General features: G+C 63.4%; 17 protein-coding genes, 1 tRNA gene and 1 pseudogene. 9 read left to right on the plus strand and 10 right to left on the minus strand.

What is annotated here, in order from left to right; translation table 11 throughout:
- Positions 1–1,119: pseudogene (locus VLA65_RS19320) on the minus strand (pyruvate dehydrogenase (acetyl-transferring), homodimeric type); the annotation flags it as partial.
- Positions 1,120–1,463: 344 nt separating this feature from the next.
- Between VLA65_RS19320 and VLA65_RS19325 the strand changes: the two are divergent.
- The 3 genes from VLA65_RS19325 to VLA65_RS19335 all read left to right on the plus strand — a co-directional run bounded on the left by VLA65_RS19325 (position 1,464) and on the right by VLA65_RS19335 (position 4,662).
- Complete coding sequence (locus VLA65_RS19325; RefSeq protein WP_306959305.1) at positions 1,464–3,032, plus strand: NCS1 family nucleobase:cation symporter-1; 1,569 nt, start codon at positions 1,464–1,466, stop codon at positions 3,030–3,032.
- 85 nt (positions 3,033–3,117) lie between these two features.
- Positions 3,118–3,876 (plus strand): aspartate/glutamate racemase family protein, encoded by a 759-nt coding sequence (locus VLA65_RS19330; RefSeq protein ID WP_284990320.1) that lies wholly within the window; start codon positions 3,118–3,120, stop codon positions 3,874–3,876.
- A gap of 21 nt (positions 3,877–3,897) precedes the next feature.
- Positions 3,898–4,662, plus strand: coding sequence for an SDR family oxidoreductase (locus VLA65_RS19335; RefSeq protein ID WP_332603433.1), 765 nt, complete (start codon positions 3,898–3,900; stop codon positions 4,660–4,662).
- Here VLA65_RS19335 and VLA65_RS19340 read toward each other — a convergent pair.
- Both VLA65_RS19340 and VLA65_RS19345 read right to left on the minus strand, forming a co-directional pair.
- Positions 4,659–5,570: a glutaminase gene (locus tag VLA65_RS19340; RefSeq protein WP_332603434.1), complete on the minus strand. Its 912-nt coding sequence runs from the start codon at positions 5,568–5,570 to the stop codon at positions 4,659–4,661. The two genes, VLA65_RS19335 and VLA65_RS19340, sit on opposite strands and share 4 nt — an antisense overlap.
- Positions 5,571–5,575: 5 nt before the next feature.
- Positions 5,576–7,192 carry a PucR family transcriptional regulator gene (locus VLA65_RS19345; RefSeq protein WP_332603435.1) on the minus strand — a complete coding sequence of 539 codons (1,617 nt, stop codon included), beginning with the start codon at positions 7,190–7,192 and terminating at the stop codon, positions 5,576–5,578.
- A 272-nt stretch (positions 7,193–7,464) separates the two neighbouring features.
- On the opposite strand from VLA65_RS19345, the gene VLA65_RS19350 reads away from it, so the two are divergent.
- From VLA65_RS19350 to VLA65_RS19360, 3 genes are all read left to right on the plus strand, one after another.
- Positions 7,465–9,063, plus strand: a complete 1,599-nt coding sequence (locus tag VLA65_RS19350) for an amino acid permease (RefSeq protein WP_332603436.1) — start codon at positions 7,465–7,467, stop codon at positions 9,061–9,063.
- A gap of 14 nt (positions 9,064–9,077) precedes the next feature.
- Positions 9,078–11,945 carry an aminotransferase class I/II-fold pyridoxal phosphate-dependent enzyme gene (locus VLA65_RS19355; RefSeq protein WP_332603437.1) on the plus strand — a complete coding sequence of 956 codons (2,868 nt, stop codon included), beginning with the start codon at positions 9,078–9,080 and terminating at the stop codon, positions 11,943–11,945.
- 118 nt (positions 11,946–12,063) lie between these two features.
- Positions 12,064–13,554: a cation:dicarboxylate symporter family transporter gene (locus tag VLA65_RS19360; protein ID WP_332603438.1), complete on the plus strand. Its 1,491-nt coding sequence runs from the start codon at positions 12,064–12,066 to the stop codon at positions 13,552–13,554.
- A gap of 58 nt (positions 13,555–13,612) precedes the next feature.
- Here VLA65_RS19360 and VLA65_RS19365 read toward each other — a convergent pair whose 3' ends face one another.
- From VLA65_RS19365 to VLA65_RS19375, 3 genes are read right to left on the minus strand one after another with little or no spacing between them, the layout of a single operon-like run.
- Positions 13,613–14,023 (minus strand): sterol carrier family protein, encoded by a 411-nt coding sequence (locus tag VLA65_RS19365; RefSeq protein WP_284990327.1) that lies wholly within the window; start codon positions 14,021–14,023, stop codon positions 13,613–13,615.
- A gap of 15 nt (positions 14,024–14,038) precedes the next feature.
- Positions 14,039–15,055: an asparaginase gene (locus tag VLA65_RS19370; RefSeq protein ID WP_059389475.1), complete on the minus strand. Its 1,017-nt coding sequence runs from the start codon at positions 15,053–15,055 to the stop codon at positions 14,039–14,041.
- A gap of 36 nt (positions 15,056–15,091) precedes the next feature.
- Positions 15,092–16,669, minus strand: coding sequence for a molybdopterin-dependent oxidoreductase (locus VLA65_RS19375; protein WP_332603439.1), 1,578 nt, complete (start codon positions 16,667–16,669; stop codon positions 15,092–15,094).
- Between the two features lie 134 nt (positions 16,670–16,803).
- Between VLA65_RS19375 and purD the strand changes: the two genes are divergently transcribed.
- Positions 16,804–18,114 carry a phosphoribosylamine--glycine ligase gene (purD, locus tag VLA65_RS19380; protein ID WP_306959347.1) on the plus strand — a complete coding sequence of 437 codons (1,311 nt, stop codon included), beginning with the start codon at positions 16,804–16,806 and terminating at the stop codon, positions 18,112–18,114.
- Positions 18,115–18,117: 3 nt separating this feature from the next.
- Positions 18,118–19,053 (plus strand): phosphoribosylaminoimidazolesuccinocarboxamide synthase, encoded by a 936-nt coding sequence (locus VLA65_RS19385; RefSeq protein ID WP_332603440.1) that lies wholly within the window; start codon positions 18,118–18,120, stop codon positions 19,051–19,053.
- Positions 19,054–19,139: 86 nt separating this feature from the next.
- On the opposite strand, the gene VLA65_RS19390 is transcribed toward VLA65_RS19385, so the two are convergent.
- Positions 19,140–20,426 carry a helix-turn-helix domain-containing protein gene (locus VLA65_RS19390; RefSeq protein WP_284990331.1) on the minus strand — a complete coding sequence of 429 codons (1,287 nt, stop codon included), beginning with the start codon at positions 20,424–20,426 and terminating at the stop codon, positions 19,140–19,142.
- Positions 20,427–20,564: 138 nt separating this feature from the next.
- Between VLA65_RS19390 and VLA65_RS19395 the strand changes: the two genes are divergently transcribed.
- A complete protein-coding gene (locus VLA65_RS19395) occupies positions 20,565–20,828 on the plus strand; it encodes a hypothetical protein (protein ID WP_059389476.1) in 264 nt (87 codons plus the stop codon).
- A gap of 292 nt (positions 20,829–21,120) precedes the next feature.
- On the opposite strand, the gene VLA65_RS19400 is transcribed toward VLA65_RS19395, so the two are convergent.
- The 3 genes from VLA65_RS19400 to VLA65_RS19410 form a co-directional block, all read right to left on the minus strand.
- Positions 21,121–21,197, minus strand: a tRNA-Pro gene (locus VLA65_RS19400).
- Between the two features lie 85 nt (positions 21,198–21,282).
- Positions 21,283–23,106, minus strand: coding sequence for an ABC transporter ATP-binding protein (locus VLA65_RS19405; protein ID WP_332603441.1), 1,824 nt, complete (start codon positions 23,104–23,106; stop codon positions 21,283–21,285).
- Positions 23,103–24,932: an ABC transporter ATP-binding protein gene (locus VLA65_RS19410; RefSeq protein WP_307055851.1), complete on the minus strand. Its 1,830-nt coding sequence runs from the start codon at positions 24,930–24,932 to the stop codon at positions 23,103–23,105. The genes VLA65_RS19405 and VLA65_RS19410 overlap by 4 nt, the downstream gene beginning before the upstream one ends.
- Between the last annotated feature and the right edge of the window lie 100 nt (positions 24,933–25,032).

Consider the following 25,032-nt stretch of genomic DNA (forward strand, 5'->3'; position numbering starts at 1 on the left):
GAGGTTCCAGATCTGGTTGTCGTCCAGGTCCGCGACCATGTCCTTGGTGGCCGGGGTTTTCCCGAAGAAGTGTTCGCGGACGAACCCGCCGGATTCGGCCTTGTAGGTCTGGTAGTCGCCGTCGACGGTTTCGTTCATGATTTTCACCAGGGACCCGTCGGTGTCGCGGGCCAGCAGCTCGTCCCATTCCCGGCCCCAGACGACCTTGATGACGTTCCAGCCCGCGCCGCGGAAGAACGCCTCCAGTTCCTGCATGATCTTCCCGTTGCCCCGGACCGGTCCGTCCAGGCGCTGGAGGTTGCAGTTGATCACGAAGTTCAGGTTGTCCAGGTTCTCGTTCGCGGCGAGCTGGAGCAGGCCGCGGGACTCGGGCTCGTCCATTTCCCCGTCGCCCAGGAACGCCCAGACCTGCTGGTCACTGGTGTCCTTGAGGCCGCGGTCGTGCAGGTAGCGGTTGGACTGGGCCTGGTAGATCGCGTTCATCGGGCCGATGCCCATGGACACGGTCGGGAATTCCCAGAACGCGGGCATCAGGCGCGGGTGCGGGTAGGAGGAAAGGGCGTGGCCCTGCTTGGACTTTTCCTGCCGGAACCCGTCCAGGTCCTCCTCCGAGAGCCGGCCTTCCATGAACGCCCTGGCGTACATGCCCGGGGACGCGTGGCCCTGGAAGAAGACCTGGTCCCCGCCCGAGGGGTGGTCCTTGCCGCGGAAGAAATGGTTGAAGCCGACCTCGTACAGGGTCGCGGCCCCGGCATAGGTGGAAATGTGCCCGCCCACCCCGATGTCCGCCCGCTGCGCCCGGTGCACCATCACGGCCGCGTTCCAGCGCATGTACGCCCGGTACCGGCGCTCGAATTCCTCGTTGCCCGGGAACTCCGCTTCCTGGTCCGCCGGGATCGTGTTCACGTAATCGGTGGTGGTCACCATCGGCACCCCCACCGACTGGGACCCCGCCCGCTGAAGCAGGCTGCGCATGCTGGACTGCGCCCGCTCCGTGCCCTGCTCCCTGATCAACGCATCCAAAGACTCAACCCACTCGGCAGTCTCTTCCGGATCACGATCAGGCAGCTGGGAAGTCAACCCGCTAAGGATGTGTGAGGTCTCTTCTCCTGCAGCCACGTCCAACCTCTCTTCATTGAATGTCTGGGCGCTTGCACTGTGGTGCGCGCTGAACCGTGCATAGAAATTTCGTATTGTGAGAATATAATTCTGTAATTCGAGATTAGCCATGCGTTCGTCAAGCGTCAATCTCGTCCCGCGGAGACTAGCGCCCATGGGGTCCCGCGGTGCCCACGCTGCCGTTTGTGACCGCCGTCGGGAGCTTGGCCCTTGACCAAAGGTGACCTAGCTCATACAGTTATTTCACTATTCAATAACTAGATTCCACGATGCGAAAAACTTCAACTCCTCTCACAGCGTCTCGGAAGCCTAGTTGCAGCACCACAAAGAAGTGGAGATCCACGATGCAATCGACTCCCCCAGTCGGCGTCACAACGGCTCCGGAGCAGACCATCCTGCCAGGCAGTTCGGTCCATCCGTCAGTAGGAAATGAAACCCTGTGCGATGTAGCGTCCGTCGCAGCGGGCCGAGACATCAGCCCCACCCTCTACAACCTCGACCTCGCCCCTACCAAGAAGGAGGGTAGGCGCTGGACCAGCTACAGCATCTTCACCCTCTGGGCCAACGACGTCCACAGCCTTGGCAACTACGCTTTTGCGATCGGCCTCTTTTCCCTTGGCCTGGGCGGGTGGCAAATCCTCGTGGCCCTGGGCATCGGCGCCGTCTTGCTGTTCACCCTCTTGACCTTCTCCGGTTTCATGGGCCAGAAGACCGGTGTTCCCTTCCCGGTCATGAGCCGGATCAGCTTCGGTATCCGGGGCGCCCAGCTGGCAAGCCTCGTCCGCGGGGCCGTGGCCATCGCCTGGTTCGGAATCCAGACGTACCTTGCCTCCGTGGTGCTCCGCGTCATGCTTGTCGCCATGTTCCCCGGGCTCAAGGAGATGGACGCCAACTCGATCCTCGGCCTGTCCACCCTTGGTTGGATCGCTTTCGTATCGCTCTGGATTGTCCAGTTGGTCATTGTCAGCTTCGGCATGGAAATGATCCGAAAGTACGAGGCCTTCGCAGGCCCCATCATTCTCGCCACCATGCTGGCCATTGCCATCTGGGTCTTCGTGGAGGCCGGGGGTGCCATCCAGTGGTCCGGCATCAAGGGCCTCGAAGGCGGCGAGATGTGGCGCACGATCTTTGCCGGCGGCGCGCTCTGGGTCTCCATCTACGGCACGTTCGTCTTGAACTTCTGTGACTTCACCCGCTCCTCGGTGTCCAAGAAGTCGATTGTCCGTGGCAACTTCTGGGGCATCCCCATCAACATGCTCCTCTTCGGCGCAATCGTGGTGATCATGGCCGGCGGCCAGTACAAGATCAACGGCAAGATCATTGAAAGCCCCTCGGACATCGTGCAGAGCATCCCCAACACGCTCTTCCTGGTCCTGGCTTGCCTCGCTTTGCTGATCCTGACCATCGCGGTCAACTTGATGGCGAACTTCGTGGCACCCGTCTACGCCCTGACCAACCTCTTCCCCAAGCACCTGAACTTCCGCAAGGCAGCCTGGGTCAGCGGTACCATCGGCCTGATCATCCTGCCGTGGAACCTCTACAACAACCCCCTCGTGATCGTGTACTTCCTGGGCGGACTCGGCGCGCTGCTCGGCCCGCTGTTCGGCGTCGTCATGGCCGACTACTGGCTCCTGCGCCGCGGCAGGGTCAATGTCCTCGACCTCTACACGGACCACCCTTCGGGCACCTACTTCTACAAGCGAGGCGTCAACCCCAGGGCGATCGCCGCCATGGTTCCGGCCGCCGTCGTCGCTATCCTTATCGCGTTCGTTCCCGCACTGGAGGCCGCGGCACCGTTCGCCTGGTTCTTCGGCGCAGGCATCGGGGCGTTGTGCTACTACTTGTTCGCGGACAAGAAGCAGCAGCACACCGACGTCTCCGGCGAGCCGATCGCCGTCGTCAGCAACCACTAATATTCAACTCACTCGCAGTTGTTGTCGTTTTCGCCCGTCAAAACGACAACAACTGCGAGTTAGTTGGGCTATCCAGGAGGAACACATGCGCATCCTCGTCGCAAACGTCAACACCACCCAATCCATGACCGACTCCATCGCAGCCCAGGCGCGAAGCGTCGCGGCTCCCGGCACCGAGATCATCGGCATCACCCCGCGGTTCGGCGCCGATTCGTGCGAGGGGAACTTTGAAAGCTACCTCGCGGCGATCGCCGTGATGGACCGCGTGGTCAACTACCCCGAACCGTTCGACGCCGTCATCCAGGCCGGCTACGGCGAGCACGGACGCGAAGGACTCCAGGAGCTCCTCGACGTTCCGGTGGTCGACATCACCGAGGCCGCGGCCAGCACCGCGATGTTCCTCGGGCACAAATACTCTGTGGTTACCACGTTGGACCGCGCGGTCCCGCTCATCGAAGACCGCCTCAAGCTCGCCGGCCTCGACGACCGCTGTGCATCCGTCCGCGCGAGCGGCATGGCAGTGCTGGAACTCGAGGAGTACCCGGAACGCGCAGTCGAGGCCATCGTGGAACAGGCCGAACGAGCCGTGCGTGACGACAAGGCCGAGGTCATCGTCCTCGGCTGCGGCGGCATGGCAGGACTCGACGAACAGATCCGCCAACGCTGCGGCGTTCCGGTGGTGGACGGTGTGGCCGCAGCCGTGACCATCGCCGAATCGCTCGTCCGCCTGGGACTGTCCACGTCCAAGGTCCGGACCTACGCCACACCGCGCCCCAAGACCGTCATAGGCTGGCCCCTGACCACAACGGACACGACGACGGCGGATGCTCCCGCCGCGCACTAGCCCGACAAACAGGAGAACCGCGTGAGCGAAACCATCCCCACCCGGCCCCGGGTGGCCGTCGTCACCGGAGCCGGCTCCGGGATCGGGCGGGCAGTTGCCCGGCTTCTGTTGGCGGAGGGCTACAGCGTTGCCCTCGCCGGCCGGCGGGAAGCGCAGCTTCTCGAGACTGCCAACGGCCACCCCGAGGCGCTTGCGGTGCCGTGCGATGTGACAGTGCCCGACGACGTCGCGCGCCTTTTCGAGGCGACCCGCCGGCGCTGGGGGAGGGTTGATGTCCTGTTCAATAACGCCGGCACCTTCGGCCCTTCCGGGGGTGTGGACGAGATCAGCGTGGCCGATTGGAATGCCACGTTGTCCGTGAATGTCACCGGATCCATGCTGTGCGCAGCGGAGGCCGTCCGGACGATGAAGGCGCAGGAGCCGCAAGGCGGACGCATCATCAACAACGGTTCCATCTCAGCCCATTCGCCGCGGCCATTGTCCGTCGCGTACACCGTGAGCAAGCACGCCATGAGCGGCCTGACCAAGAGCATCGAGCTGGACGGGCGTCCGTATGGCATTACGTGCGGCCAGATCGATATCGGCAACACACGCACCGAGATCATGGACACCATCGGCGTGGGCTCGGGGGCACTCCAGGCCGATGGAAGCAGGCGCGTGGAGCCGATGTTTCCCGTGGAGGACGCTGCCCGCGCGGTGCTCATGATGGCGAACATGCCGGCGTCGGCCAATGTCGGTTCCGTGGTGGTGACTGCCGCGGGGATGCCGTTCGTGGGCCGCGGCTAGAAAATCGACCAGCCCGTGCGGGTGGTGAACTCGTCGAGGGCGGCAACGCCCGCGAGTGAATTCCCGGATCGTCCCAGGCCGGGGCTCCAGACGCAGATGGTGCATTTGTTGGGTACCACTGCCACAATGCCGCCACCCACTCCGCTCTTTCCAGGGAGTCCTACGCGGTAGGCGAATTCGCCGGCGGCGTCGTAGGTGCCGCACGTGAGCATCACGGCGTTGATTCTCTTGGTCTGGGACGGGGACAGCAGCGGTGTGCCGTTCCCGAGCAGCCCGTTGTTGGCCAGGAACCTGCTCGCCAGGGCCAAGTCGGTGCAGCTCATTTCCAGGGCGCACTGGCTGATGTAAGCCTCGAGGACCGATTCCACGGGGTTTTCCAGGTTCCCGTAGCTGGCCAGGAAGTGTGCCAGCGAGGCATTGCGGTGGCTGTTGGCTGCCTCCGACGCTGCCACTTCGGGGTCCGTATCGACGGAGTCGTTACCGCTTTCTTGGCGGAGCAATTCCCGGACGGGAGATGGCGAGCTGCCCGCGATGCTGAGCAGCCTGTCCGTGACAACAAGGGCGCCGGCGTTGATGAACGGATTCCGCGGAATTCCGTCCTCATGTTCCAGCTGCACCAAGGAATTGAATGGATTGCCTGAAGGCTCCCTGAACACGCGCTTCCAGATCCGGTCGCCATCGCCAGCGAGCACGAGGGCGAGGGCGTAGACCTTCGAAATGCTTTGGATGGAGAAGGGCACGTCGGCGTCTCCGGAGGAGAACACGTCGCCGTTGGCGGTTGCCATGGAAATGCCGAATTGCTTGGCATCCACCGCGGCCAGGCTCGGGATGTAGTCGGCAGGTGCTCCTTGGCCGAGCAAGGGCCGGACCGTGCCGACAATGTCGTCAAGGAGATTCTGGAGGTCCATGCTACTCAGTTCCGTCCTTCGGAGTGGGTCCACAGCCTGAGCTGAAGATGTGCGAGCAGCCGTTGCTCTGCGGACTGGAGGTCGATGCCCGCCACTTCGCACGCACGCCTCAGGCGGTAATGCACCGTATTCCGGTGGACGGCCAGTTCCTCTGCGCACCGGTTCACATCGCCGAAGAATTCAAGGTAGGTCAACAGCGTTGTGGCGAACTCGGGGTATCGCTTGCACAACAGGGTGATGCCCTGGTGCCGAAGGTCGGTCCTTGACGCCAGAAGCTCCAGCAGTTCCTTCGTCAAAACAGTTGTTTCCACGTCGGCGTAGGACGCCACATGGATTGAGGGTGTGCTTTCCAGGACTTTCAGTACACTGCGGACATGCTCCAGGGTGCCATGCAATGCGTCGAGGCGTTCGACGACGGGTCCGACGGCAGCCTGCACCTGGCAGTGCAGGTGGACCCTTGCATCCCGGACAATGAGGTTGATGAGGCGGTTGATGGCCGGCGGGGACTTCACTGGGTCAAGATCGGGAAGAATCATGGCTATTTCCAGGCCGATGGCTCCCACCACAGCACCTGGTCGGTAGGCCGCCGCATGGATCGAAGCCACATTCGCCAACTCGCCGCGCCGCAGTTGCAGGCCCGCCGCGGACTCGTCGTCGCCTTTGGCGGAAATCAGGACGAGGGCCGCCGGCTTGGATGGATCGATGCCCGCGGACTGTGCCTGGGAGTGGATCTGCGGAGTGCCGCTGAGCAGGCTGGAGATCCTGTCGCGCCGCAGTGCCTGGGACTGTTCGTTGCGGTGCCGGACCAGTTCTATCGCCGCGTGCCGTGCAGCTCCGACCATGAGCTTGTCCGTGTTGGGAGCGAGGGGTTCCTTCCCTTCTTGAAGCCAGATGTACCCCAGGATCCTGTTGCCCGCGTGGATCCCGATGGCCACCCGTTCCCGTAGGCCTTCCGTCGGGTTGGCTTCCATGTGGATGGGAGCTTCGGCCGCTTGCAGGTGCTTATAGACCCCGGACTCTTTCAACAGTTTTTGGTAGCGTTCGGGTCCACGTCGGGCCAGGATGGAGAGCCTGCGGAGTTCATCGACGTCGTTGGAGGCCGGTGAATACGCCAGGACGCGGTTTGCGGGATCCTCAATGACGACGTGGCCGTTGGTCAGGGTGGCGGTGGTCTGGGCGATGGCAAAAAGATCCCGGTGGATGATCGTGGACGCGTCCGTGGAAAGTGCTGGCTCTTGGATGCGGTCCTTGGCGATACTCTCCAGCGTGCCCCAGCTCATTGCGGGGGACACGGCAATCAGGCCGATTCCGGTGGGAAGCAGCATTTCCCGGACGGCGTCCAGTTCCTCCTCGCTCCCTTTGACCGCGACGGCGGCGGGGTAGTCCGGAATCAGCTTCCGGATGCTCGGCAATGCCGCGCGACCCCGGACTCCGATCAGCAAGACCAAGCTCCCGCGTTGGACGGCCGCCTCGTCCTCGGCGTCCACGATCACGGTTTCACGAACCGTGCCATTGTCCATTCCGGGAGGAACCAGCAGCTGCCCGTTGTCGACGCCGATGTCTTCAAGTATGTCGCTGAGCATGGCGCCAATGACATGCTCGGCAGATTCAAGGGGTGCCACCCGTATTCACTTCCTCTAAGCGGCTTAGCCGCGCTCACAGCCATGAACATTACTCGCACTCAGGCGGAACGGAGTTGTTATTCGCGCACAACGGAGATCCGGCGAATTTAGCTGGCCAGACAGTTCCTTCCCTTCCGCCGGAACCTAGAGTTGTTTTCCGTTCCCCCGCTGACGATCCAGCAGTGCAGCTGTGATCCAACACTCAAGCCGGGGGACAAGTTCTGGAGCATGCAGCCGCACCCGCGGAACCGGAGTCAAAGGAGACCCCTGGAATGAAACGCACACTGAACTCGCCTGCGCCGAGCCCGATCGCCGGGGCTCGGATTGCCGGGCTTGATCGCGCTGATTCGCTGGAAAACAACCGGGAGCTTCTTGGCGACCGTTCAACCTCGGCGCAGGACTTTTCGAGCGAGGAGGCCGGGTACCACAAGACGCTCAAACCACGGCAGATCCAAATGATAGCCATCGGGGGAGCGATCGGAACGGGCCTCTTCATGGGGGCAGGTGGCCGATTGAACGGTTCCGGCCCAGCCTTGATCTTCGTCTACGCCCTTTGCGGGTTCTTTGCGTTCCTGATTCTGCGCGCCCTCGGCGAACTGGTTCTCCACAGGCCATCCTCGGGTTCGTTCGTGTCCTATGCCAGGGAGTTCTATGGCGAGAAGATGGCCTATGCGGCCGGCTGGCTGTACTTCCTCAACTGGGCCATGACGTCGATTGTCGATGTCACGGCCGTGGCGCTTTACGTCAAGTTCTGGGGACAATTCTGGGAGCCGCTGCAAACGATCCCGCAATGGCTTATCGCCCTTTGCGCCCTTGTCATTGTGCTGGCCCTGAACCTCGTCTCGGTGAAGATCTTCGGCGAGATGGAATTCTGGTTCGCGCTGATCAAGGTGGCCGCGCTGGTAGCCTTCCTCGTCGTCGGGGTCTGCTTCATCGTCTTTGGTGGGAAGACCGACATCGGCGTTCCAGGGCTGGGCGTGATCCTGGACCACGGCGGAGCTTTCCCGACCGGTGCCGTAGCGCCCTTGCTGGCGATCAGCGGCGTCGTGTTCGCGTATGCCGCGATTGAACTTGTTGGTACGGCTGCAGGCGAAACTGCCAATCCGGAAAGGGTGATGCCGAAGGCCGTCAACACGGTCGTCTTCCGGATTGCGCTCTTCTATGTCGGTTCTGTGGTGCTGCTCTCCCTGCTCTTGCCGTTCACGGCGTACAAATCCGGCGAATCGCCCTTCGTCACCTTCTTTTCCCATCTCGGAGATCCCCATGCCGCGGCCGTTTCGGCATCGGTGATGAACTTCGTTGTCCTGACAGCGGCATTGTCGAGCCTCAACGCCGGCCTCTATTCCACGGGCCGGATCTTGAGGTCGATGGCGGTCAATGGCTCCGCGCCACAGTTCACCGCCAGGATGAGCAAATCGGGGGTGCCTTATGGCGGCATCCTGCTGACAGCCGTGATCACTCTGCTTGGCGTCGGCCTGAATGCCCTCGTGCCGTCGCAAGTGTTCGAGATCGTTCTCGAGGTCTCTGCGATCGGGATCATCGGCGGCTGGGCAACCATCATCCTGTGCCACATCAAGCTTCAGGCCTGGGTCAGGCTCGGCAAGGCCGTTCGTCCGTCATTCCGGCTCTTCGGAGCCCCCTTCACTTCATACCTCACGCTCGCCTTCCTCGCCTTCGTTCTTGTCACGATGGGCTTCTCGGAGACGGGGCGCTGGGTCCTCGCTTCCCTTCTGCTCCTGATACCCCTCCTCATTGCCGGCTGGTTCGCTTGCCGCAAACGCATCCTGGAGGCAGCCGAGGCCCGGCGCGGCCACACTGGCGACCTTCCCGTCGTCGCCGGTTCCTTCTCCCAGGGCGGCCAACGCTCCTGATGCACAACGAATTGATGGAAAGCGGAACCACTTTGCCCGGCATCACGCCCCGAAACAACAGCGCCACCCTGACGCCGGAAACCACTCCGAGCAAGCGAAGCCACGTGAACAGCCAACCTCCAAGGCAGGACATCCAGACGCCCAGCAGCGCGTGGCGTTCGCGCGCTGACGCGTGGGAGTTTCTCGGGTACGCGTTCAAGCAGCTGGCAAAGGGAGGACAGGGAATGCAGTCGCTCTCCGGACTGCAGGATCAAGCCGTCCAGGCGCTGCGCCTTCTTCAGGCCATGGAACTGTATTGGGCGGCGCCGGGGCTCGCCGCGTTGGCGCCGTTACTAAACTGCATGGATTCGGGCGATTACGACGCCGGATTGGGCATGATCCGCGGAATGGCGCACCTGATGCCTTCCGCCGGTCCGGGACCAGTAGGTCCGCGTCCAGCCAGCCCGGGACCGGTCAGCCCGGACCGGGTCGGCCAAGAACCAGGGCAGTCCGGGGCGGAGCGCTCTATTTCGGGTGTCCCGGAAGACGGCCGGGAGCGGCGGCCGGCGAGGGAGCGTCCCCGGTTCGATGTCCTGTTTGTCGACGACATGACTGAACAAGAAGCCGAAGCGCTGAAAGCGGAATTGCTGGCCCAGCGGAGGCCGTCCGATGCCTTCACCTATGAACTCATCGTGGTTCCCAGCTACGAGGATGCGCTGGTTGCCTTGGTCCTGAACCCAGCCATCCAAGCGTGCATTCTCCGCCCGGGATTCAGCATCGCCAGCAGCCAGCCGCTTGGCCGCGACCTGAGGAAATACCTTGCCGGCCTCGTGGGCACTGACCTTGCCGGCATGCCACCGCTGGGCAGGTTCCTCAGCCTTGCCGAGCAGATCTCCGAGTTGCGCCCCGAACTGGACGTGTACCTGGTAGCCGGTGTGGCCATGGAGAGCCTCGCGGGCTCACTGACGAAGCGGTTCCGGAGGATTTTCCGCAGGCAGGACAATCTCGACCTGCACCTGTCGCTGTTGTCGGGTGTTGCCGAGCGGTACCGGACTCCGTTTTTCACCGCACTGCAGGAATACAGCCGGCGGCCGGCCAGCGTCTTCCACGCCTTGCCGATCTCCCGCGGTGGCTCGGTGGGCAATTCGCCCTGGATCCGCGACATGGCCGATTTCTACGGCATGAACCTCCTCTTGGCCGAGACGTCCGCGACGTCGGGAGGCCTCGATTCGCTGTTGGATCCGCACGGATCGATCAAGGAGGCCCAAGACTTGGCGGCGCGGGCTTTCGGTTCCCAGAAAACCTTCTTCGTCACCAATGGAACATCCACCGCCAACAAGATCGTCCATCAGTCCATCCTTGCTCCAGGGGATGTGGTCCTCGTCGACCGCAACTGCCACAAATCCCATCACTACGCTTTCGTCCTCGCGGGAGCCCGGGTTTCCTACTTGGACGCCTACCCGCTGGACAAGTTCGCCTTCTACGGTGCCGTGCCCTTGGCCACGATCAAGGCCCGGTTGCTGGCCTACCGACGTGCCGGGCGCTTGGATGAAGTCAAGATGATCACTTTGACCAACTGCACCTTCGACGGCATCGTCTATGACGTAGAACGCGTGATGGAAGAATGCCTGGCCATCAAACCGGACCTCGTCTTCCTTTGGGACGAGGCCTGGTTCGCCTTCGCCCGGTCCCACCCCGTCTTTCGGCGCAGGACGGCCATGGCCGCGGCGAGGAAGCTTGAGGCCTCATTCAGTGATCCCGGCTATGCCGCCAGGCACGCCGAACAAGCGGCATCTCTCCACGATCGAGTGACGGGTGCGCCCGCCGACGATGAACTCTGGCTGAAGACCCGGCTTATTCCGGATCCAGCGAAAGCGCGGCTGCGCGTCTACGCCACGCAGTCCACCCACAAGACCCTCACCTCGCTACGGCAGGGATCCATGATCCATGTCTTCGACCAAGACTTCAGCGAGCATAACCAAGAGTCATTTCGCGAAGCATATATGACCCATACCTCCACGTCGCCCAATTACCAGATCCTTGCTTCGCTCGACATCGGCCGCCGCCAGGTGGAGCTTGAGGGGTTCGGCCTGGTGCAGAAACAGGCGGATCTGGCAACCATCGTTGCCCAGGCAGTGGCCCGCCACCCCCTACTGAAGAAATACTTTCGGGTCCTCACGTCGAGGGACCTCATTGCGGCGCCCTATCGGGAAACCGGCAGTGCCATGCCGCTCCGGGATGGGCTGGCGGCACTGGCGGACGCCTGGCTGCACGACGAGTTCGTCGTCGACCCCAGCCGCCTCACGCTGGACATCAGCCGGACAGGGATCGACGGCGATACTTTCCGGCACCGGTACCTCGCCGACAAGCACGGCATCCAAGTCAACAAGACGTCACGTAACACCGTGCTGTTCATGACCAACATCGGCACTTCCCGCAGCGCTGTCGCCTACCTGATCGAAGTCCTCGTCAAGCTGGCAGAGTCCTTCGAAGAGGAACGGCCGGCGCGGAAAACGGCAGACGAAGGTCTCGCCGCGGCCCTCACGGGAACCACTCCGCCGTTGCCAGATTTCAGCAGCTTCGCGGACCGCTACCGGCGCGATCCGCTCAGTCCTGATGGGGACATCCGTGCCGCCTATTTCGAGAGCTACAAGGATGGATCAACCACCTACCTGTCCGCGGGAGACCTCAAGGCCAGGGTCGCGGAAGGCGAGGAAGTTGTTTCGGCCGGATTCGTCACGCCTTACCCTCCGGGCTTCCCCATCCTTGTCCCGGGCCAAGTCATCACCAGCCAGGCGCTGGAGTTCATGGAGGCTCTCGATACGCGGGAAGTCCACGGCTTCGACCCACTTCGTGGGTTCAGGATCTTCACGGACAAGGCGGGCGAGGAGGTGCAGCGCTGATTCTCAGATTCCACATTGTGAAATTTGAATTTCCCCTTGTGGAATGAAGTGATCGGGATTACATTTGAAAACAACCCCCCAAATCAGGGGCTGTTCCCAAACTGATTGGTTCAGATCAATGAAGATCCCAGACTCTGCGGCGCTGAAGGCGAGTTCGGCTCCGCGGAAGAAGAAGCCACTGTACAAGTCGCTCTTCTTCCAAATTCTGATCGCCGTCGTCGCAGGTGTACTCATCGGCCATTTCTGGCCGAACATCGGGTCCGCCCTTCGGCCACTGGGCGATGGTTTCATTCAACTCATCAAGATGATCATCGCTCCGCTGATCTTCCTCGTGATCGTCACGGGTATCTCGGCAGTGGGCGACGTCAAGGCGGTCGGAAGGGTCGGGGTCAAGGCACTCCTGTACTTCACCGGCGCCACGCTTTTTGCCCTGGTCTTCGGCCTGATCGTGGGAAACCTCGTCCAGCCCGGAGCCGGACTCCACATCGATCCCAGCACTCTCTCCCAGGATGCGCTCAACGCAAAGACCGGGACTGCGCCGCCCAAGGATGCGGCTTCCTTCCTCCTGGACATCATTCCCACGTCTGTGATCGGCGCGTTCGCCAGCAACAGCCTGCTCCAGGTCCTCTTCTTCTCGGTGTTCTTCGGCGCGGCAATCGTCGTCATCGGCCGCGAGCGGTGCCTCCCGGTCATCAGCCTCATGGAAACCGTCCTGGAACTGATCTTCAAGATCATGTCCTGGATCATGAAAGTGGCGCCCATCGGTGCCTTCGGCGCCATGGCGTTCATCATCGGCCAGTACGGACTCGATACCCTCGGGACCTATGCGCTCCTCATCGCCTCCTGTTACGGGGCGGCCATCGTCTTCATCGGCCTGCTGTTCCTCGTCGCCTGGAGCTTCGCCCGGGTGCCCCTGTGGCAGTTCCTGAAGTACACGCGTGAGGAATTCCTCCTCGCGCTGGGCACGGCATCCACCGAGGCGGTCATGCCCCGGATCATGACCAAGCTGACCAACGCCGGTTGCTCCCGGGCCACCACCGGCCTGGTTGTTCCCACGGGCTACTCCTTCAACCTCGACGGCGCCGCGATCTACCTTTCGATCTCGCTGTTGTTCCTGGCCCAGGCCTTCGGCCACCACCTTGACCTCGGCCAGCAGTTGGCGGCCCTGGGTGTCCTGCTCCTGACGTCCAAGGGCATGGCCGGCGTACCCGGTTCGTCCTTCCTGGCACTCTCGGCCACAGCCGCCGCACTGGGCATCTTCCCGGTCGCCGGCGTCGCGCTGCTCCTGGGTGCCGACCGGCTCATGGACTCCATGCGCGTCGTCGTCAACCTGCTTGGCAACTGTGTGGCTACGTTCGTCGTAGCGAAATGGGAGGGCCAGTTCGACCGTTCGGTCATGGTCCGCGCCTTCAACGGTGAAATCACCAACGAGGATTCCGCCATCATGCTCGGAGCCGAAGACGTCTTCGAAGAACAGGAAATCGAGCGCCTCAGCGAAGGACGCGAGCCTTCGCCGAAGTTCCGGGGCGGCCCGAACCCCGACTCGATACCGCAGTTCGAAATGATCAAACCGGGCCAACACCGGAGCCCCTCGGTCAGTCCGGACTAGGCACCACGCACCATTCCAGTTGATCGCCCCACGGCCCCGCCGTGGGGCGATCAGTTACTTAAGAACTTGCGAAAAGCGGCAGCAGCTCCGACAAATCGGCGCGCAGGCCCGACGCGGCTACCCGGCCGGCGTCGACGGCGGCGGACCACGCCAAGCGGCCGGTGACCATCGCGAGCCAGGTGGCGGCGTCGCACTCTATGACATTCGGTGGGGTGCCACGCGTGTGCCGGGGGCCCTCCACGCACTGGGTCACACCGAACGGCGGCACCCTGACTTCCACGGAGTTGCCCGGGGCTCGTGCGGTGAGTTCTTCCAGCGAGTAACGCACCGCAGTGGCCAGCACTGTGCGCGACGGCGGCGTCCCCGGACCCGTTTCTGGTCCGGCAGTGCCCTGCCCGACGGCGGCCTGCCATGCGGCCAGTGCCGCGCGGCCTTCCTCGAGGCCGATCCGGCGTCGTGCAATTGCCATTGTTCGCAGTTCCAATCAGTCCAGAAGCGCCGAAACGGCGTGGCCCAGGCGGATCCTGCCCACAGAGTGGCCACCGCCGAGGACGGGCTCAACGACCTTTTCGAGGACGCTTGAGACGCCTGGAATGTCGACGGCGCCGGCAACCGCGAGAAGCGTGAGTCCAACCAGGGTGGCCGCGCGGGGATTCCCGTCCAGGATCTTCACTGCGACAGAGGCACCTGTGGGGGTTGCCAGGACCAGGACACCTTCCGCACCGCCCTTGGCAAGCACTTCGAGTTCGTCCATGACGATAGTGTTCGCCTCGCCGCGGCCCTGCACTGCCCACGGGTAGTCCAACATGGACGTGGCGATGGTTGCCGCGCGGGCGTTGGAGCTCTGGTCCCGCGGGGCTTGGGCCAGGCGCGAGTAGGCCCGTGCCAGCCCGGTCAGGGAGAGCGCGGCCACCGGTGCCCCGCAGCCATCGATGCCGAGGTGGGCGATTTTCTCGCCGCTGTATTCCTCGATAACGGTCCGCACACGGTGCTGCAAGGGATGGTTGGGCTCCAGGTAACTGTGCGTGTCCCAGCCGTTCTCGGTGCAGGCCCAGAGGAAAGCCGCGTGCTTGCCTGAACAATTGGAAGCCAACCTGGACTTGCCGTGCTCGGAACGGATCAACCAGTTGCGCGCGACTTCGTCCTGTGGCCATACCGACGGGCACTGCAGTTGTTCTTCACGGACGCCTGCCGCTTTGAGCATGCCTTCCACCACGTCCATGTGATCCAGCGAGCCCACATGGCTGGCGCAGGCCAAAGCCACCTGGGCGCCGCGGAGCGGAACCCCCGACTGCATCGACGCCAGGGCTTGGAAAGGCTTGAGCGCGGAGCGGGCATAGATAGGCGTGCTGATGTCGCCGAGCTGGGTCACCACGGATCCGTCACCGGAAAGCACCACTGCGGAACCGATATGGCGCGATTCGATGAAGCCGCTGCGTTCGATCACTGCCAGTTCGACGGCGGACTCAACGCTAAAGGTTTCATGCGAACTCAAGGGCATGATGCAAGTCTAGGGTGAAGGAACGGTCTTCCCCGGCTACTCCACGGTCACCATAACGGACTGCCATCCCGAGGCGCCGTCAGGCACGGGATCCGCCCGCTTTTCGGTCTGCAGTTCGCCCGTTCCATCCGTGGCACGGACCTTGATGTAGTGGGGTCCCGGAGTGGCGTCCCACGTGAAGGACCACTGCCTCCACGTGACAACAGATGCCTCCGCGGCAAGGGTGGCTTCGGACCAAGGACCGTTGTCTATCTGGACCTCCACCTTCTTGATGCCGCGGGTCTGGGCCCAGGCGGTACCACCCAAGGCAACTTTGCCAGCCAGGACTTTGGCGAAGGACTTGGGAACTTCCAGCCGGGCCATGGTCTTGATGGGACCCCGCTCGGACCAGCCCCGGGTAGTCCAATAGGCCTTGCTGTCCGCGAATCGGGTCACTTCCAGGTCCACCACCCATTTGGTGGCCGAGACGAAACCATAAAGACCGGGAACCACCATGCGCACGGGGTAGCCGTGTTCCAGCGGGAGGGGTTCGCCGTTCATGCCGATGGCCAGGATGGCATCCCTGCCGTCCTGAAGCACCTCCAGCGGAGTGGAGGCGCTGAAGCCGTCGATCGAGGTGGAGAGGACCATGTCCGCTCCGGGTTTGGGCCGGGCTTGTTTCAGCGCGTCACGGATGGGCATGCCCAACCACTTGGCGTTGCCGGCCAGGTTTCCGCCCACGGGATTGGACACGCACGTGAGCGACACGTGGGTTTCGATCAGTTGGGCGTCGAGCAGGTCTTGAAAGGTCAGCCGCACCTCTTGTTCCACCAGCCCGTGGATCCGCAGCTCCCACTCCTGGGCATTGATCTCCGGCACACTCAAGGCGGTGTCGATCCTGTAGAAGTCCCTGGACGGGGTGAGCCAGGGGGTGACTCCCGGCGTCGGGGACTGGACGCCCGCGGGAACGGGGGCAGCAGCCCTTGCGGGAGCAGGGAGCTTCAAAGAATCCCGCGCCTTGGCCACATTGCTGCGAGCGGCACTCAGGAACCTGCCGCCGCCGGCTGCGATGGCTGCTGCGGCAACGGTGACACCGGTAGCGGCGAAGAACGTCCGGCGCGTCGTGGCGGGACGTTCGATTCCTTTGGCAGCGGTGTCGGCAGGGGCGTCCGGGAAGGACTTCAGCCGCCAAAGCCGGGCCACCAAGAACCGAAGGACAATGAGTCCAGCCACGGTGCCGATCAGGCTTGGAATGGAATCCGCGGGCTTCACGCCGGCCCGGGTCACCACGGCAGCCACAATCACCGCACCCATGCCGAGCACGCCCAACACGCCGAGCGCCCAATTGCGGAAGGCCACGATACCCAGCACGCAAGCCAGCGCGAAGATGGTCAGGCCCATTCCCACAAACAGCGCGGCTTTGTCATTGGTGCCGAACGTGGTGACGGCAAAGTCCTTCATCCACGGCGGCGTGAAGTCGATGAAGGTTGACCCCAGCGCGATGACAGGAGTAGCCCGGGCCGTAAAGAAGGCGCCGATCAGTTCCGCAACGGAAAGTACGACGGCGGCAGCGGCCACCCCGGCCAGTGCAGCCAATGCGGCGGGTCCCCTGAGCCAGTTCCTGAGCTTCTTCATGCAGGTTGTTCGTAGCCGGAGGCCCCCGAGATGGGTTGGACATGCTCCCTTCTGACTCATTGTCAAAGGTGGGCACGTCCAATGGTGGAGACAGCTTAGGAGTCCTGCCCCCGCACAAAGTACCCTTGAAGACTGTGAAGGTACTCGTCATTGGCCCCGGCGGCCGCGAACACGCAATTGTCCGCTCCTTGCTCAAGGATCCCAACGTTTCCGAGGTCCACGCGGCTCCGGGAAACGCAGGCATCGCCAAGCTGGTCCCCACGTACGCGATCGACGGGAACAACCCCGGCGCCGTCGCAGCGCTTGCGACAAAGCTTGCGGTTGACCTGGTTGTGGTCGGCCCCGAAGCCCCACTCGCGGCGGGCGTATCCGACGCCGTCCGCGAAACCGGCATTCCGGTCTTCGGCCCCAGCAAGGCCGCGGCGCAGCTCGAAGCCTCCAAAGCGTTCGCCAAGGAAGTCATGGCCGAGGCCGGCGTGCCCACCGCCATGGCCCGCGTGGCAACAAACGCCGCAGAGGCTGCTGACGCGCTGGACACTTTCGGCGCTCCGCATGTGGTCAAGGATGACGGACTGGCCGCCGGCAAGGGCGTCGTGGTCACCAATGACCGCGAGGAAGCTCTCGCCCACGCGCAGGCTTGTTTCGACGCTGGCGGAACCGTGGTGATCGAGGAGTTCCTGGACGGACCCGAAGTCTCCCTGTTCGTGCTCTGCGACGGCCGCACCACCGTGCCGCTGTCCCCGGCACAGGACTTCAAACGGATTTTCGACAATGACGAAGGTCCCAACACCGGCGGCATGGGCGCCTACACCCCCCTCGACTGGGCACCTGTTGGCCTGGTCCAGGAAGTCATCGACCGCGTTGCGCAGCCCACCGTGGACGAGATGGCCAGCCGCGGTACTCCGTTCGTCGGCGTCCTTTACTGCGGCCTGGCACTGACTTCCCGCGGGACGCGCGTCATCGAATTCAACGTCCGCTTCGGCGATCCTGAAACGCAAGCGGTCCTGGCGCGGCTCAAGACCCCGCTCGGCGCACTCCTGTTGGCAGCCGCCAAGGGCGAACTGGACCAGGCCGAAGAGCTGCGCTGGTCGAAGGAGTCGGCCGTCGCCGTCGTCGTCGCCGCCGAAAACTACCCGGACACCCCCCGCACGGGAGACCGCATCCGCGGCTTGAACAAGGTGGACGCGCTGGAAGGCGTCCACGTCATCCACGCCGGTACCAAACTGGACGAAGAAGGCCGGATTGTCTCCGCCGGCGGCCGCGTACTGGCTGTTGTCGCGCTGGGAACGGACCTCGTGGAGGCCCGCGAGCGGGCTTACGACGGCGTGGAGCTGGTCCAGCTCGACGGCGGACAGTTCCGTACCGATATCGCCGGCAAGGCAGCCCGCGGCGAGATCCACGTGGTCTCCCCGGCCACCGGCTCCATCCCGAATGTGAAGGCCTGAATCATGCCCGAAAGCAACGCAAACGGCCTGCAGACCGAAACCCTCGACCTGCCGGGGTGGAAGCACTTCTATTCGGGCAAAGTCCGTGACCTCTACGTTCCTGCGGATGATTTCAGCGGGGCCGAGTCGGGCCAGGACCGCGTCCTGGTGGTGGCCAGCGACCGCATCAGCGCCTACGACCACGTCTTGAGCAGCGAGATCCCGGACAAGGGCCGGGTCCTCACGCAGCTAAGTTTGTGGTGGTTCGAGCAGCTTGGGGTGGAGCACCACGTCCTTGCGTCCACAGCCGCCGAGGGTGTGCCCGCGGAAGTTGAGGGCCGCGCGATGATCTGCAAGCGGCTGGAGATGTTCCCCGTGGAATGCATCGCCCGCGGGTATCTCACGGGTTCCGGCCTGGCCGAGTACCGCCAATCGGGCACCGTCTGCGACATCCCCTTGCCCGCAGGCCTGGTTGACGGCTCGCGCCTGGGGCACGCGATCTTCACGCCTTCTGCCAAGGCTGAAGTCGGCGAACACGACGAGAACATCACATACGACGACGTCGTCGCGATGGTGGGCGACGATATCGCCGCACGCCTGAGCGAACTCACGTTGAAGATCTACACCCGTGCGGAAGAGATCGCCCGGGGCCGCGGCATCATCCTGGCCGACACGAAGGTTGAGTTCGGCATCGACGTCAATACGGGTGTCATCACCCTGGGCGATGAGGTCCTGACTCCGGATTCCTCACGCTTCTGGGACGCTGCGACGTACGCGCCGGGCAAGGCTCAGCCATCGTTCGACAAGCAGTTTGTGCGTGACTGGCTGACCTCTGCGGAATCGGGCTGGGACCGCTCGAGTGACACCCCGCCGCCCGCGCTGCCGGCCGACGTCGTCGAGAAGACTCGTGCCCGCTATGTGGAGGCCTACGAGAAGCTGACCGGCCGGACTTTCGTCTGACTCGCAGTTGTTGTCGTTTAGCGGCCGCTAAACGACAACAACTGCGAGCCAGTTGGGTTCGACCGTACGGCTCTTACGCCGCGCCGCTAGCTTGCGCGGGAAGACTGCGCGCCGCCGGCATGGCCCGACGCCGCCCGCCGTTCCGCCAGCCGGATCTCGAGTACGGAGTCCATGGCCTGCTGGACGCGGTCGGCTGCACCCGCGGCGGTGAAATCGCGTTGGGCCTCTTCGAGATGGACCAGTGCGTCCGTGTTTTCACCGGCTGCCTTGAGGGCCTTGCCGAGGAGGAACGCGACTTCGCCTGCGGTGTGCCGGGCGAGGACATCGCGGTCCGCGTGGATTTCGCGCAACTTGGTGATGGCTGCCGGGATGTCGCCCGTCAGGTAGAGCCAGCGGGCGCGGATAAAGGCAACTTCCAACTGGTCCGTCTTGTTTCCGCCCACAATCGACAGGGCGAGTTCAGCGCGTTCGATGGCCGAGAGCGTCTCCGGCTCCACGATTCCCGAGGAGAGCCGGACAGCCGCCGACGCCTTGTTGAAACGGGCCCACAGCTCAATGTCGTTGGCGGGGGAGAGCAGCTTGGCGGCGCGCTCGTGATGCTTGATGCCTTCAACGTAGTCGTGGCGCATGAAAGCCACGTTTCCCACCACCCAGGCCACTTCGCCTGCGAGCTGCGACATCGAATGATCGTCCATCTGGTTGTTCATGGCCTGGCAATACGTCCAGGCCTCGTCCAACCTGCCACTCTCGGCCAATGCACCGATCAGAGCGCGGTGCGCCCCGATGATCAGGGTTGAGCCTTTGGGCAGCTGCTCGGAAAGCCTCACGGCTTCCTTGGCGTGCTCGACGGCGGTGGACAGCTGCCCTTGTCCGTGGCAGACGGCGGCAAGCATCTGGCGGGCGCGGACGCCCAGGCCCGCAGATTCGGTAGCCATGGGATGCTCCAGGAGATGCTGGATGATCTGCTGGCACTCCTTCAACTGGCCCTGCTTCATGAGGCATTCGGCCTGCATGTAGGTCATGTTCCACCAGGCGCTGGTGTTCTTTGCCTCGAGCGCGATCTGGGCGGCGGTTGATGCGTGGCTTGCGGCAAGCGGGTAGTCCCTGAGGTCCCACGCTTGCCTGGCGTACAGCCCTGCGAGCACGTATTCGGCGTCACTGACGGATACGGGTTGGCTCCAGGCTTCCAAGGCTTTCGGTGCCAGCTCCAGACGGCGGGCGAGTTCTTCAATGACTTCGGCCGTGGGCTCCCGCCGGCCGGTTTCAAGAAGTGAAATGTAGCTGGGTGAGTAAAGATCCCTGCCCAATTCAGCCTGGGTCAGCCCACGTTCGAGCCGTTCGGCACGGAGCTTTTCTCCGAATCCGTTCCCCACAGGTTCCTCCTAGAGGCTTGTCTTTGCGCTGTCTTTACGCCTAAAGCTTGACAGTCGCTGTGGAAAACATTTTACAATGAATGTCAACAGGGACCGCGAAATTTCCGTAACGAATCCGACTCGCATTGAGGAAAAATTATGTTGAAGAAGATTGCTGCAGCAGTGGCCTTGGCCGGCGCTCTTGCATTCTCCGCCGCGGCGCCAGCCGTCGTTTCCGCAGCCCCTGTGGCAGACACCGTCAGCACGGTGCTCAGCATTGGTAACTGGCCTGATCCGATGAGGGTGTCGCAGGCTATCGGCAACTGGCCCGATCCGATGGGTGTGGTCTCGCAGGCTATTGGTAACTGGCCCGATCCGATGAGGGTGTCGCAGGCAATCGGTAACTGGCCCGATCCTGTGTAGCTGAGGCTCGACGGCGGCACCCGGGATCCCGGTGGCCGCTGGATAATTCAAATGAAGTGAAGAAGTCCCCGGTAGTCTGAAATCGACACACCGGGGATTTCTTTTGCTCGAAGATCCGCGTGGACCGTGATATGCCCCGAGTCTTTGTGTCGGGTTGTTAACAACACTTGTCTCTAAACCTCAGGGGCGAGCGAGAAAACCGGTCAGGGGAATGTTTCCGGGTTTTCCCTGGCTGCCGAAAAGCTCGTTAAATAAAGTAGAAGACCTTCCGAGTGGAAGGTCTTCTACCAATTGGTCGGGATGACAGGATTTGAACCTGCGACCTCTTCGTCCCGAACGAAGCGCGCTACCAAGCTGCGCTACATCCCGATCCGCTGCGAAAGCAACTGTTCAAGAATAGCCGATCCCTCCCCGGATGCGAAATCGAAGGACGCCCGCCTGCGGAACCACTGGCTCAGACCAGCGAGTCCTTCCAGGCGCCGTGCAAGCGGGCGAAACGCCCTCCTCCGCCGATGAGCGCGGCCGGCGTGCCGTCTTCGACGATGCGTCCCTCGTGCACCACCAGCACCCGGTCCGCTGTCTCAACAGTAGAGAGCCGGTGGGCGATGATGATCGCGGTCCGTTCGGAGTCCGCACGGGACAACAGGCTGCTCAGGCCGGCCTGCACCAGTCGTTCCGAGGGGATATCAAGCGAAGATGTCGCTTCGTCCAGGATCAGTACTGCCGGGGCCGCAATGAAGGCCCGGGCAAAGCCGATCAGCTGCCGTTGCCCGGCGGAGACCCGGCCGCCACGCTTGTTGACGTCGGTGTCGTAACCGTCAGGCAACGCGGAGATGAAGTCGTGCGCGCCAACGGCCTTCGCCGCGGTTTCGATCTCCTCGCGCGTAGCCTCGGGCCGCCCCAGGGCGATGTTGTCCGCCACGGAGCCGCTAAAGAGGAAGGCTTCCTGGGTGACCATCACGACGGCGCGCCGCAGGTCCGCCGTCGAAAGCTCCCGGAGGTCGACGCCGTCGAGGGTCAAGGATCCTTCGGTGACGTCGTAGAAGCGGGCGATCAGCTTGGCAAAGGTCGATTTGCCGGCGCCGGTCTGTCCAACGAGGGCTATGGTCTGTCCGGCGGGAATGTGAAGGTCCAGCTTGGGGACCACTACCTTGCCGTTGCCGTAGCCGTAGCCGAACTCCACGCCGCGGAAGTCGATTTCGCCGCGCGCATGGGGCAATGGCACGGGGTTCTTGGGTGGCCGGACAGTAGGAACTTCTTCGAGCAGGCCGGACACCTTCTCGAGCGCGGCCTGGGCGCTCTGGAAGGAGTTGTAGAACATGGCCATCTGGTCCACGGGCTGGAAGAAGCGCTTCGTTGAAAGGATCAGTGCCAGCAGCACGCCTACCGCCAGCTCTCCCGAGAGTACCCGGAAGCCGCCGAACAGCAGGACCACCGCGACGCACACGTTGCCGATGAGGACCAGGCCCGGTTGGAAGACACCGTTGAGGTTGATGGAGCGGACCGTGACTTTGCGGTAGTCCTCGGAGAGTTCGGCATAGCGCTGGGCGTTCTCCGGCTCCTTGCGGAATGCCTTGATGGCCCGGATGCCGGTCATGGTCTCCACGAAATGCACAATCAGCCTGGCGGACACCACCCGCGATTCGCGGAAGGCGATCTGCGAGTGCTTCTGGTACCAGCGGGCCAGGAAGTACGCAGGCACGCCCGTGGCGAGCATGAGTAGCCCGCTGCGCCAGTCGAGGGCAAACACCGTAAATGCCGTGAAAAGCATGAACAGGATCCCGGAAGCCAGCGAGCTGACGCCCGAATCGAGCAGTTCACGCAACGCCTCCAGGTCCGAGGTCTGGCGCGCGATGATCCGGCCCGAGGTGTACTTCTCGTGGAACTCCAGGCTGAGCCGTTGGGTGTGCCGGAAGACCCTCAGCCGCAGGTCGAGGAGCATTGACTGGCTCAGTTTCGCCGTGGAAGTGACGTAGAGGGCGGTCAAAATCGCCGTTGCGACGGCCGCTGTCAGGTACAGGACGCCGGCCAGGACCACGGGCATGTTGTTTCCGGCGAGCAGCGAGGGCAGTGCGTGGTCGATGCCGAAAGCGATGATCGCCGGCCCGGCCACCCGTGTGGCCTGCGAGAGCACCACCATGGCCAGCGTCAGCCAGAACCGCAACCGCACCGGGCGGATGAGCGATCCCAGCAAGGCGACCGACCGCCGTCGTACTGCTTTGCTGTCGCTGCGGCTCAGGTGGGCGTTGTCTTCATTGGCGGTTCCGAACGTGCTCATCGGCGGCCCTCCCCGGCTTGGTCCATGTGCTGTTCCGAATCCAGCTCGTGTTCTAGTTCGTCGAGTTCGAGGTCGAGGTCCTTCGGCCCGGAGTCGAGGCTCGCGATCACGTAGCGGTAGTGGGCGTTGTTGGCCAACAGTTCCGTATGGGTCCCGACGGCGGTGATGCTTCCGTTTTCGAGCAGCGCCACGCGGTCGGCGAGGGCAACGGTGGAGGGCCTGTGCGCGACGATGAGCGTGGTGGTGTCCCGGAGGACTTCGCGGAGCCTGGCTTCGACGAGTTCCTCCGTGTTCACGTCCAGGGCCGACAGGGGATCATCCAGCACGAGGACCTTGGGCTTCGCCGCGATGGCCCGGGCGAGCGCGATCCGCTGCCGCTGGCCACCGGAAAGGCTCAGGCCTTCCTCGCCGATAAGGGTCCCGACGCCGTCGGGCAGCGAATACGCGAAGTGCGCCTGCGCGACGTCGAGCGCTTCCTCAAGAGCTTCCTCGGAAGCGTCGGGCGCGCCGAGCAGCACGTTGTCCCGGACCGAGCTGGAGAACAGGGTGGTGTCCTCGAAGGCGACCGCCACCACGGTCCTCAGCTGCTCGACGCTGAAGTCTCTGACATCCACGCCGTCAATGGTCACGGATCCTTCGCTCACGTCATAGAGCCGGGGAACCAGCTGGAGCAAGGCGCTCTTTCCGCTACCGGTAATGCCCACGAGCGCCATGGTTTCGCCGGGCCTGATGTCCAGGGTCACGTCGTGCAGGAGCCGGGCGCCGTCGTCGAAACCGAAACCGGCGGCCTTGAAGCTCAAGGCCCCGCGCAGTTCCTTGGGTGTCCTGGGGTTCGCCGGACTGGTGATGGTGTTGGGCGTGTCCATGACCTCGAAGTGGCGATCGAGGGCGGTCTTGGCGGTCAATGCCATGGCCAGGAGGGTCCCCGAGAATTCCACCGGTGCCGCGACCACCGCTGCGGTGCCGAAGAAGGCAACCAAGGAACCGATGCTGAGTTGGCCCATGGAGACGAGCAGGACGCCCGCCACCAGCCCGACGCCGAGCGCCAGCTCGGGCAGCAGTGTCACCACCAGCGTGAAGGTGGCTTGGTGCTTGGCCTTGGCGATCTCGGTCTGCCTCAGCTCCTCGGCCTGTTCATTGAAGTTCTCCAGTGCTTCGCGGCTGCGGCCGAACGCCTTGAGCACTCGGATGCCGTGAACGGACTCTTCGACCGTGGTGGCGAGGTCGCCGGCCTGGTCCTGGCTGAGCCGGGTCACCAGGCTGAAGCGGCGGCGGAAGCGGAAGGAATAGACCATGATGGGCACCGCGGCGGCCAGGAAGATCAAAGCCAGCTGCCAGCTCATCGCGAACATCACCGCGACGCCGATCACCACGGTCAAAGTGGTCACCACCAGCATGATCGCGCCGAACGCCATCCAACGCCGCAGGAAGTTCAAGTCCGTCATCGCCCGGGACAGGAGTTGCCCTGATCCCCAACGGTCGTGGAAGGAAACGGTGAGGTCCTGCAGGTGCCCGTAGAGGGAAACCCGCATCCTCGATTCCACGGTGGTGGCGGGATTGATGACGAACTGGCGCCGCAGCGCCACAAGCCCGGCTTCGGCGATGCCGAGTGCCAGAACCACGACGGCGGAAATCCAGACAGCGTCGGTAGGACCACCAGGGTGGAGGGAGCCGTTGATCAGGACCCGCAGCACCTGGGGGATGGCAAGCGCCATGATGCTGGCCAGCAACGCGCTGACCAACCCCATGAAAAGCCGGGGGAGGATCGGTTTAACGTGCGGATAGAGACGTTTGACGGAGGTAAAGAATGAAGTCTGTTTGGCCATGCCCGCTTCTCAACAGCTTTGTCCCGGCGTTCCTGGGTTTTCGTACGACGCACGGAGGTAGTTTCCTATAGCAACTACCCTATGCCATCGCGTAACAGGA

It is taken from the genome of Arthrobacter sp. S2(2024) (assembly GCF_036662515.1).
In the GTDB taxonomy this organism is placed as follows: domain Bacteria; phylum Actinomycetota; class Actinomycetes; order Actinomycetales; family Micrococcaceae; genus Arthrobacter.